Raw genomic sequence first — 9,949 nt, 5'->3', positions numbered from 1 at the left:
GCCGCTGCAAAGGGCGCCTAGTGTACCCGAGCGATGCCCGTTTTTGCGGCATATCCTTATAGCGCTTCGCACCGGTCGGTGCGGGGCTTGAGGCGCCGGGCCGGGCGGGTAAAATGCCGGCCACGGACCTGCGGCGTGCTCGGGTCCGCTCCACTGACGGAACCTTTTGGCGGCCTGTCCGGTCTTTCGCCAACGCAGGCGTCTGCCGTGCTCAAAAGGGGGAGACCAACGACGATGGCACAACCATCCGCACAACCGGTATTGATCAGCGCCCGGGGCCTGACCCGGCGCTACGGCAACAAGCTCGCCGCCCAGGACATCAGCCTGGAGCTGCGCGCCGGCGACATCCTCGGCCTGCTCGGGCCGAACGGCGCCGGCAAATCCACCACCCTGCGCATGCTCAGCGGCTGCCTGGCACCCACGAGCGGCAGCGTGTACATCAACGGGGTGGACTTGGCCGAGGACCCCAAGCTGGCCAAGACCGCGCTCGGCTACCTGCCCGAGCACCCGCCGGTGTACCCGGAGCTGACGGTGGACGAATACCTGCGCTACTGCGCCCGCCTGCACGGCGTGCCGCGCGCGCGCCTGGCCGAGGCGCTGGCCTCCGCCAAGCGCGACTGCGGCCTGCACGACGTCGGTGCCCGCATCATCGGCAACCTGTCCAAGGGCTACCAGCAGCGCGTCGGACTGGCGCAGGCCATCATCCACCGCCCGCCGGTCATCATTCTCGACGAGCCCACCGTCGGGCTCGATCCGATCCAGATCCGGGAGATCCGCAAACTGATCGCCGAACTGGCGAAGCAGCACAGCGTGATCCTGTCCAGCCATATCCTGTCCGAGATCCAGGCCACCTGTTCGCGCGTGGTGATCATCAATCGCGGTCGGCTGGTGTTCTCGGCGGCGATGGCCGAGCTGCAGGCCCAGGCACAGCCCAGCATCCTCACCCTGGGCCTGCGCAACCCGCCCAGCCTCGACAGTCTGACCGGCATCGGCGGCGTGACCCAGGCGCGGCAGCTGCCCGACGGCCGCATCCGCCTGGAGTGCGCGCCTGGCCAGGATCTGCGCGAGACACTGGCCGAGCGTGCCGTGCGCAACGGCTGGGGTCTGTACGAGCTGCATGCCGCGCGCAAGACGCTGGAGGAAATCTTCGTCGAGCTCACCACCCAGGACGACACAACGCTGGAGAACGCCGCATGAAGACCTGGCACATCGCCGTGCATGAAATGCGCCGCATCTTCGTCTCGCCACTGGCCTGGGCCGTGCTGGCGGTGGTACAGCTGGTGCTCGGCCTGATCTTCGTCATGAGCCTGGTGGACTACGCCAATGCACCGTTCATGGGCGACAACCCGCCCGGCGTCAGCGAGGTCGTCGGCGGCGCGCTGTTCGGCTTCTCCGCCATCCTGCTGCTGCTGGTGATGCCGTTGCTGACCATGCGCCTGTTCAGCGAGGAGCGGCGCAGTGGCAGCCTGGACCTGCTGATGTCGGCGCCGGCCTCGCTCACCGAGATTGTCCTGGGCAAGTTCCTGGGCCTGGCCGGCTTCATGCTGGCGGTGCTGGTGCTGGTGGCGCTGATGCCGCTGTCGCTGCTGCCGGCCACCGACCTGGACCTCGGCCGCGTCGCTGCCGGTCTGCTGGGTCTGGCGCTGATCATGTGCGCATTCGGTGCCGCCGGCCTGTTCATGTCCTCGCTGACGGCGCAGCCGACGGTCGCGGCGGTGGCCAGCTTCGGCTTCCTGCTGCTGCTGTGGCTGGTGCACTGGGTCGGCTACCAGGACTTTCCGTTCAGCGGCGTATTCCACTATCTGTCGCTGATCGGCCACTACGACAGCATGCTGCGCGGCGTGTTCGAGACCAGCGACGTCATCTATTACCTGCTGGTCACGGCCGTCTTCCTCGGCCTGACCGTACAGCGCCTCGACATGGAGCGGCACTGACATGGTTGTGCGTTTCAACGACCCGAAGTTCCAGAACCGCCTGCAGCAGGTCGTCAGCATCGCGCTGATGCTGACGGTGGTCGGGCTGCTGGCCTGGTTGTCCACCCGTTACGACTATGCGGCGGACTGGACCGCGAACCGCAGCAACTCGTTGTCTGAGCCCAGCGTCAAGCTGCTGGCGACGATGCGCGATCCGGTCACCATCACCGCCTACCTGTACCCCGACCAGACGCTGCGCCGCGAGATCAGTGCCTATGTCGAGCGCTATCAGCGCCACAAGCCCGACATCACGCTCAGCTTCGTGGACCCGGCCAAGGCGCCGGAGAAGGTGCGTGAGCTGGGCATCGCCGCCAGTGGCGAGGTCGTGGTCGAGTACCAGGGCCGACGCGAGAAACTGCGCGTGATCAGCGAGCCGGCGCTGTCGGCCGCCCTGCAGCGACTGTCGTACGCCGGCGAGTCGTGGATCATGTTCCTGAGCGGGCATGGCGAACGCTCGATCGAAGGCCAGGCGCAGGCCGACTACGGACAGCTGGCCAAGGAACTGCGCGACAAGGGACTCAAGGTACAGGCACTGAACCTGGCACGCACGCCGGCCATTCCCGGGAATACCGCCGTGCTGGTCATCGCCAGTCCGCAATCGAACCTGCTGCCGGGTGAAGTGCAGCTGATCCGCGATTACGTCAAGAAAGGCGGCAGTCTGCTGTGGCTGGCCGATCCGGGTACACTCGCCGGCCTGCAGCCGCTGGCCGACGACCTCGGCATCAGTCTGCCCAACGGCACCGCGATCTATCCGGACTTCCAGCTGCTGGGCACCGGCCATCCGGCCGTAGCGCTGGTGATGGATTACGGCCAGCATCCGATCACTCAGGATCTCGACAACATCACCCTGTTTCCCTTCGCGCGCGCGATCCGCCCGCGCGAGGACAGCGCCTGGCAGGCGACGCCGCTGCTGCGTTCGCCAGAGCGCAGCTGGCTGGAGAGCGGCCCGGTGCAGGAGCAGATGCGCCTGGACGAGGCTGCGGGCGACATTCGCGGCCCGCTGATGCTGGGCGTGACGCTGCAGCGCAATCACCCCGACTACAAGCCGCCCCAGACGCTCACCTTCGCCGACCTGGACAAGACCCCGCCCCAGCAGCGCGTCGTGGTGGTGGGCGACAGCGACTTCCTGAGCAACGCTTACCTCAAAGAACTCGGCAATCAGCAAGCGGGGGTCAACATGATCCAATGGCTGGCCAATCGCGACACACAGCTGTCGATCGAGATCCCGAAGGCCAAAGACGTTGCGCTCAACGTGCCACCCTGGGCCTACATGCTGATCGCCGGAGGCTTCATCTTCGCACTACCGCTCGCGTTACTGGGCATCGGCGTGGTGCGCTGGTGGCTGCGTCACCGCAGCTGAGGATGCCTCGAACATGAAACGCAAGCACCTCAACCTGCTGCTCGCCGTGCTCGTGGTCGGGCTGGCGGCGGCTGCATACTTCGCCCGCGAGAAACCGGAGCCACCCCCCCCGCCGCTGACCGGGCTGAAGGCAGACGACATCAACCGCATCCTGGTACGGCATGCGGGGCGCGACGACATCCGACTGGAGAAGCGCGGTTCGAGCTGGTGGCTGACGGCACCGGTAGAAACACGCGCCGAAGGCATCGAGGTCGGCGCCCTGCTCGAACTGGCCAGCCGCCCCAGCCAGCGCCGCTACCCCGTGGCCGAAATGGAGCTCGCCAAACTGGGCCTGGCGCCCTCCGACTGGAGCATCCAGCTCAACGACGTGCGCCTCGAGTTCGGCGGTCTTGACCCGATCGAATCGCGCCGCTATGTGCGGCTCGGCGAAACCGTGCATCTGATCGAGGATCCACCCTCGGCCGCGCTCGATGCCGATTATCACGATCTGGTCGCGCGCCGGCTGCTGCCCGAAGGCGCCCAGCTCACGCGCATCCAGCTGCCGGGCCTGACGCTCAGCCGCAACGACAAGTCAGGCTGGACCGTGACGCCCGCCAGCGCCGATCAGGGCGCGGATGCGGCGCAGAAAATGGCCGATGCCTGGCTCCGTGCGCAGGCCATGTGGGTCAGCCCACTGGACCGCCGTAAGCGCGCACAGGGCGAGGTGCGCATCCAAGCCGGCGAGGAGAATTTCCGCTTCGTCATCCTCGACCGTCAGGAGCAGCTGCTGCTGGCACGCCCGGAGCTGGGCGTGCAGTTTGCGCTGTCGAAAACGCTCGACAGCGAGCTGTTCGAGCTGAAGGCTCCGCCCAAGCCGGAGGCCAAACCGCAGGACGCTGCCGCTGGGAAACCCGCCGGGCAGCCCTGATGCCCGAGCTGCCGGAAGTCGAGACCACGCGCCGCGGCGTGGAGCCGCACGTGCTCGGCCGTCGCGTCACCGCCGTGCGGGTGCATGACCGGCGCCTGCGCTGGCCGGTACCGGCCGCGCTGGCGCGCGAACTGCCCGGCCGCCGCATCGAGCGTGTGGAACGGCGCGCCAAGTACCTGCTATTCCGCAGCGGCGACCGGAGCCTGCTGATCCACCTCGGCATGTCCGGCCGGCTGCGTGTGCTGCCGGACACACAGCCGCCGCAGATGCACGATCATCTCGACATCCTGCTCGACGGCGGCCAGCTGCTGCGCCTGCACGACCCGCGCCGCTTCGGCTGCGCGCTGTGGCTGACGGGCGACCCGCAGCAGCACAAGCTGCTCAAAGCGCTCGGCCCGGAACCTTTCAGTGAGGTATTCTCGGGCGATTACCTCTTCCGGCGCGCCCGCGAGCGCCGCGTGCCGGTGAAGAATTTCCTGATGGATGGCCGCGTCGTGGTCGGCGTCGGCAACATCTACGCCTCCGAGGCACTGTTCCGCGCCGGCATCCACCCACTGCGAGCCGCCGGTCGTGTAACCCGCCCCCGCTACGCCGCGCTGGCCGCGGCGGTGCGTGAGGTACTCGAGGAAGCCATTCGTCAGGGCGGCACTACGCTGCGCGACTATGTGGGCGTGGACGGCGGCACGGGCTATTTCCAGCTACGGCTCAGCGTGTACGACCGCGCCGGACAGCCCTGCCCGCGCTGTGGCGCGTCCATCCGCCAGCGCGTGATCGGCCAGCGCTCGAGCTATTACTGCCCCCGCTGCCAGCGCTAGTCAGCATCCCATGCAGCCGCCTCCGACCATGCAGCTGACCCACGTCCGTAAGGCTGCCCCGACGAGCACGCGACCCGTACCCCGGCCGAGACCTGTCAGTAGATCGCCCGCTCCAGGAGTTTCTCGCCTGACTGCAGCGGCCCCAGCGGCCGATGCTCGGAGGTTTCACGCTGGATATTGGGCTCCCCGCTCCAGAGTTTGTATGTCACCACATCGCCCTGGAGCACGATCAGCGATTTGAACTGCCACCCCGAAGTGGTGGTCTCGCGCCGGAAACCGAAGACATCGAGCGCGACGTTGCCGTGACGCCTCTCGCGCGTGACCCCCGGTTGGATCTCGTACGCATAGCAGGATTCGCGCGCATCCAAACAGGCACGCAACGACGGGTCGAGGTCGGAGCGCTGGATCGACGGGTGCGGCATGAAGAACTCGATCAACTCGACGTAATTCAATCGCCGCACATTGGGTGCCCGGGCCGGGTCCAGGCCCATGGCCTGCAAATCCTGCAAGCGCGTTTCGCCCGGCAGGATCAGGTCATAACTGGCCTTGGCCTGATCGAAGCTGGTCCACGGCGAGCGCGTCTCGGTCTGTTTGCTCGGCAGCACTCCGCTGCAAGCAGTTTGCAGCAGAACGGCGCCCGCCACCAGGATCAGGCTCGCTACACGCGCAAGGTGTCGCATGAATAGCCTCCTGCCGAGGCAGCGCGTGGAAAGCCTGGGGAATGTGACCCCTGTACGGGGCCCGGAAGCTGGTCCTGGCACAAGCCCGCTGACTGCGACCGGGCCCGCTACCTCGACACCGGATTAGACCGCGAATCCGGCGCCAGGTGCCATCCTGCGCGTGGAGGTCACGCCGTTGGGTCAGGGGCCGTTGCGGCCGTAAGTGCGCAGGAAACGCTCCAGCGCCCGCCGCGCCGCCGGCAGCCGGCGACTTTCGCGCTGCTCGCAGCGCACCAGTTCCAGCACAGCGGCGATGTACAAGCGCGCGCCGGCCAGCGGGTGCGGCCAGCCGCACAGCGCCAGCTCACTGGCAAGAAACTGCGCATACAGCTGGCTGTCCAGTCGCCATTGCGCCTGCATGGCCGGCGAACGCGCACGCAGTTCCGACAGCCAGCCACGCAATCCGCGGCGACTGAAGGCGAAGTCGAAGTAAGCCTGTGTCGCGCGCAGGATGCGCTCCAGGCCGGGGCCCTGGCCGTGGATGGCGGCCAGCGCCTGGTGCCGCATCTCTTCATAGTGGAGACCCTGGAGGACCTCGCCATAGCGTTCCAGCCCGCCGAACTGCAAGGCCAGGCTGCGTGTGGCCAGCCCGGCGCGGCGCGCGATCGCACTCGCCGTGAGCTGCGCCGGCGGCAACTTCTCGGCCAGCTCGAGCCCGGCTTCGATCAGCAATTCGCGCTGGCGATAGGCTGGCGGGCGCATGGTCTTCAGACCTGCTCCAGGAAATTGCGCAGCGTGATGCGATACTCCGGCAGGCGGCGCCCGGCTTCGTACTCTGCCTGCACCGTCTCGCTGACCAGCGCGGTCATCAAGTGGCCGTTCTCGTCCGGGTCCGGCCAGCCGGCCGACCGGAACTCGGTGGCGATGATACGCACGAAGGCGGCGTTGCGACCGCGACTGAGGCGCACGGCGGCGGGGTTGCCCTGCAGCCGCCGCGACAGCTCGTGGATGGTGGGCCGATCGAGGCGTGCGTCCAGGTAAACCTCGATGCCGCGCCACATGCGCGGGATGCCGGGATCCATGTGCGCGGTCGCCTCGACCGTGATGTCGCGCACCTCGTCCAGCAGGAAGCCGAACAGATCAGCCAGGTAGTCGTGCTCGTGCGCGTAACAGGCGCCGAAATCCTCCGGCTCGATGCCCGCGAGCAGGGCCAGCCGGTTGGGCGTCAACGTGTCCAGCCGCGCGCCGCTCAGCAGCAGGCGGTCGCCGGCCTCCACCAGCCGCTGGCGCAGGGCTGCACGGTCCGCCGCCGAGCGACGGCGCCGGCCCGGCACCTCGCCGATCTGCATGGTCAGAAAGCTGGTCTGCGCCGCGGCAGCGTCCGCGCGGAGCATGCGGCCGCGTGCTCCGCGCGGGCGCGCGCCGGCCATCAACGGGTCGAACCACTGCCAGAAGGTTTCGCGCAGGCGCGGCAGGGGCACGGCTGCGGTTTCCTCGGCTTCGACCAGCTCGGTGCTGGCGGCGACGAACAACCGCGCCAGCGCCTGCGGCGAGGGCAGCCCCACTGCCTGGAACTCCAGCGCGACGATGCGGGTGAAGTTCTGTACGCGCAGCAGGATGCGGGCGCGCAGCTCGGGATCGGTGCGCAGCAGGGCTTTCATCAGCAGGCGCAGGCCGCGCTGCGCATGCAGGTTGCAGTCCCAGGCCGCGGTCAGGAATGCGTGCAGGCGCTCGGCGCCGGGCGGCAAGCCCTGCGAAGCCGCCAGGCAGAGGGTCATGAACTGCTCGGTCCACGACTGCACCAGCGCCAGCTCGAAACTCTGCAGGTCGCCGAAGGCGCCGTTGAAAGCCTCGCGATCCACATCGGCATGCGCCAGCAGGCTGTCCAGCGTCAGCGACTCCAGTTTGCCGCCATGATCGCGCAGCAGCTCCTCGCCGGCGCGCAGCAGGCGCTGGCGCGGCGTCGCCGTAACGGTTGTCGGCGGTGCTGCTTCGGTACACGGACGCGGCGCGAAGCGCAACACCGGACGGCTGCGGAAAGTCAGCATGCGCCAGAGACACTGGCGCAGGGCGGCGTGTTCGCGTCCGTCCTCGACCTCGACCAGGGCGATCTCGTACACCATGGCCGCAAACAGCCGTGCGGCACCTGCGGGGTTGCGGAAACCCAGCGGGCGCAGCTCGCCTTCGGCCAGCACCTGGATTCCCTGGCTGGCGCGGTTGTAGGCGGCATCGAAATCCGGCCACTGTCGCGCCTCGATCGTCCAGCGACGCAGGCCGCGCTGCGTGAGGCAGTAGTCGAGGTAGGCCGCGGTGGCGGCGCGCGTACGCTCCGGGCCCGCCGGCGACTGCGACAGGATGTCCTGGAGCCGCTGGCGCACCGGTAGCAGGAAATGCCGCTCATAGAGATCCACCAGGTAAGCGGTGAGATCGGGATAGGCGTCGAAGAAGCGGATCGAGGGCAGACCCGCCTCGGTGGCGACGACGGCCGGCGTCAGGCGTGCGAGCGGCAGCCGCCGCGAGAGGCGCAGGCCCGCCGCGAGCAAGGCCTCTGCCTGTGAGCTGACCGCCTGCTGCATGCAGCCCCCTTGCGTTGCTGCCGACCGCGATGGACCCGATCTGACCTGGCCCTCGGCCGCCGTGAGGCACAGTATATCTGTGCCATGGCCGCGCCATACCAATGCAACAACGGCCGATGTTTGACCTAACGGCCGACGGCCGCCCCTGGTGGCGCAGCCTGGCCTACCTGCGTCTGTGCCTGGCCGATACCGCGCGGGTCGGACGCCGCCTCGATCCGGCCGCGTGTGCGCTCCCACACGATCGCCTGCATGTTGCCGTAGGGTTCGCTGCGGCGCAGCCGGTGCCCACGCTGGATCAGCGCTTCCTGGTCGGTATCGCTCAGTGCGCCGTCCTCGTAGACGACCTCATCCGGCAGGTACTGATGATGCAGGCGCGGCTGCGTGACCAGTGCGCCGGCACCCGCACCGTCGGCGAAGGCCAGGACCGCGCCCAGTACCATGCTGATGATGCGGCTGCCGCCCGGCGTGCCCAGGATCGCCACACGCGCCGGTGTCTCGACGAAGGTCGGGCTCATGCTCGACAGCATGCGCTTGCCCGGCGCCACCGCGTTCGCGACGCCGCCGACCAGGCCATAGGCGTTGGGCGTCTGCGGCCGGATGGCGAAGTCGTCCATCTCGTTGTTCAGCAGCACGCCGGTGCCCGGCGGCATGAAGCCGGAGCCGAGGGGCAGGTTGATCGACAGGGTCGCCGCCACCCGGTTTCCTTCGGCATCGAGCACCGAGAAGTGGGTGGTGTTGCCGCCTTCCTCGCCATCGCGCAGCATCGCCGCCGTCAGGCTGCGGCTGGGCGTGGCCTTGTCCAGGCGGATGCCGGCGCGCAGGCCGCTGGCGTAGCCCGGGCTCAGCAGCTGCAGGGGCGCCGGCACGAAGTCCGGATCGCCCATATGCTCGGCGCGATCGCGGAAGGCACGGCGCAGGGCCTCGACCGTGACATGCTGACGGTCCGCGCTCGTCAGGCGCGCCCAGTCGTAGCCAGCGAGCACGTTCAGCGCGATGCCCAGGACCATGCCGCCGGAGGACGGCAGCGGCGCGGTGACGATGCGCAGGTTGCGATAGTCCAGCACCAGCGGCGTACGCTCGACGACGCGATAGCTGCGCAGGTCCTTCTTGCTCCAGATGCCACCGGCGCCGCGCACGCCGTCCACCAGCGCATCCGCGGTAGCGCCGCGGTAAAAGCCGTCCGCACCCTCTTCCGCCAGCCGCGACAGCGTGCGCGCCAGCTCACCCTGCACCAGCAGGCTACCGACACGGGGCGGCACGCCGTCGGGCAGGAACACGGCCGCAGCCGCGGGCGAGGCCGCCAGCGCCGCGCGGCGTCCCGCGATTGCACGCTGCAGTTTCTCGTCCACCGGAAAGCCCTCGCGGGCATAGCGGATGGCCGGCGCGAGGCTGCGCGCCAGCGGCAGCCGGCCGTAGCGCTCCGCGATGTGCGCCAGCGCCGCCGGCTCGCCCGGGATGCCGGCGGCCAGGGCCCCGTCCTGGGACAGGCCCGGCACCACCTCGCCGTTGAGGTCCAGGTACATGTCCGGGCGCGCGGACAGCGGCGCGCGTTCGCGTCCGTCCACCATCACCTGCAAGCCGTCCTCGGCGCGGTGCAGCAGCCAGAAACCGCCGCCGCCGAGTCCCGAGCCGGTCGGCTCGACAACGGCCAGCGCCGCG

Annotated in this window: 9 protein-coding genes; 5 read left to right on the top strand and 4 right to left on the bottom strand. The window is 68.8% G+C overall.

The window, feature by feature from the left end; genetic code table 11:
* Window positions 1-234 precede the first annotated feature (234 nt).
* From VNJ47_03855 to mutM, 5 genes are read left to right on the top strand one after another with little or no spacing between them, the layout of a single operon-like run.
* Entirely contained in the window at window positions 235-1,197 is a 963-nt protein-coding gene (locus VNJ47_03855; protein HXG27967.1) for an ABC transporter ATP-binding protein, read from the top strand.
* A complete protein-coding gene (locus tag VNJ47_03850; protein ID HXG27966.1) occupies window positions 1,194-1,934 on the top strand; it encodes an ABC transporter permease in 741 nt (246 codons plus the stop codon). Before VNJ47_03855 ends, VNJ47_03850 begins: the two co-directional genes overlap by 4 nt.
* A 1-nt stretch (window position 1,935) precedes the next feature.
* A complete protein-coding gene (locus VNJ47_03845; GenBank protein HXG27965.1) occupies window positions 1,936-3,333 on the top strand; it encodes a DUF4350 domain-containing protein in 1,398 nt (465 codons plus the stop codon).
* Between the two features lie 13 nt (window positions 3,334-3,346).
* The gene (locus VNJ47_03840) at window positions 3,347-4,240 is read left to right on the top strand and encodes a DUF4340 domain-containing protein (GenBank protein ID HXG27964.1); all 894 of its coding nucleotides are present in this window, start codon (window positions 3,347-3,349) and stop codon (window positions 4,238-4,240) included.
* A complete protein-coding gene (gene mutM / locus VNJ47_03835; GenBank protein ID HXG27963.1) occupies window positions 4,240-5,055 on the top strand; it encodes a bifunctional DNA-formamidopyrimidine glycosylase/DNA-(apurinic or apyrimidinic site) lyase in 816 nt (271 codons plus the stop codon). Before VNJ47_03840 ends, mutM begins: the two co-directional genes overlap by 1 nt.
* Before the next feature lie 95 nt (window positions 5,056-5,150).
* Here mutM and VNJ47_03830 read toward each other — a convergent pair whose 3' ends face one another.
* The 4 genes from VNJ47_03830 to ggt form a co-directional block, all read right to left on the bottom strand.
* A complete protein-coding gene (locus tag VNJ47_03830; GenBank protein HXG27962.1) occupies window positions 5,151-5,735 on the bottom strand; it encodes a hypothetical protein in 585 nt (194 codons plus the stop codon).
* Window positions 5,736-5,915: 180 nt separating this feature from the next.
* The gene (locus tag VNJ47_03825) at window positions 5,916-6,476 is read right to left on the bottom strand and encodes a hypothetical protein (protein ID HXG27961.1); all 561 of its coding nucleotides are present in this window, start codon (window positions 6,474-6,476) and stop codon (window positions 5,916-5,918) included.
* Window positions 6,477-6,481: 5 nt separating this feature from the next.
* Window positions 6,482-8,290: a hypothetical protein gene (locus tag VNJ47_03820; protein HXG27960.1), complete on the bottom strand. Its 1,809-nt coding sequence runs from the start codon at window positions 8,288-8,290 to the stop codon at window positions 6,482-6,484.
* Window positions 8,291-8,415: 125 nt separating this feature from the next.
* Window positions 8,416-9,949 (bottom strand): gamma-glutamyltransferase (ggt, locus tag VNJ47_03815; GenBank protein ID HXG27959.1); only part of this gene is annotated, 1,534 nt, incomplete at its 5' end.

It is taken from the genome of Nevskiales bacterium, from assembly GCA_035574475.1.
Classification (GTDB): Bacteria; Pseudomonadota; Gammaproteobacteria; order Nevskiales; family DATLYR01; genus DATLYR01.
This window is presented reverse-complemented; position numbering and strand designations above follow the sequence as displayed.

Coding starts and splice junctions, on each gene's coding strand:
- VNJ47_03845 (HXG27965.1), top strand. CDS start 1,936: ATGGTTGTGCGTTTCAACGACCCGAAGTTCCAGAACCGCCTGCAGCAG.
- mutM (HXG27963.1), top strand. CDS start 4,240: ATGCCCGAGCTGCCGGAAGTCGAGACCACGCGCCGCGGCGTGGAGCCG.
- VNJ47_03830 (HXG27962.1), bottom strand. CDS start 5,735: ATGCGACACCTTGCGCGTGTAGCGAGCCTGATCCTGGTGGCGGGCGCC.
- VNJ47_03840 (HXG27964.1), top strand. CDS start 3,347: ATGAAACGCAAGCACCTCAACCTGCTGCTCGCCGTGCTCGTGGTCGGG.
- VNJ47_03825 (HXG27961.1), bottom strand. CDS start 6,476: ATGCGCCCGCCAGCCTATCGCCAGCGCGAATTGCTGATCGAAGCCGGG.
- VNJ47_03855 (HXG27967.1), top strand. CDS start 235: ATGGCACAACCATCCGCACAACCGGTATTGATCAGCGCCCGGGGCCTG.
- VNJ47_03820 (HXG27960.1), bottom strand. CDS start 8,290: ATGCAGCAGGCGGTCAGCTCACAGGCAGAGGCCTTGCTCGCGGCGGGC.
- VNJ47_03850 (HXG27966.1), top strand. CDS start 1,194: ATGAAGACCTGGCACATCGCCGTGCATGAAATGCGCCGCATCTTCGTC.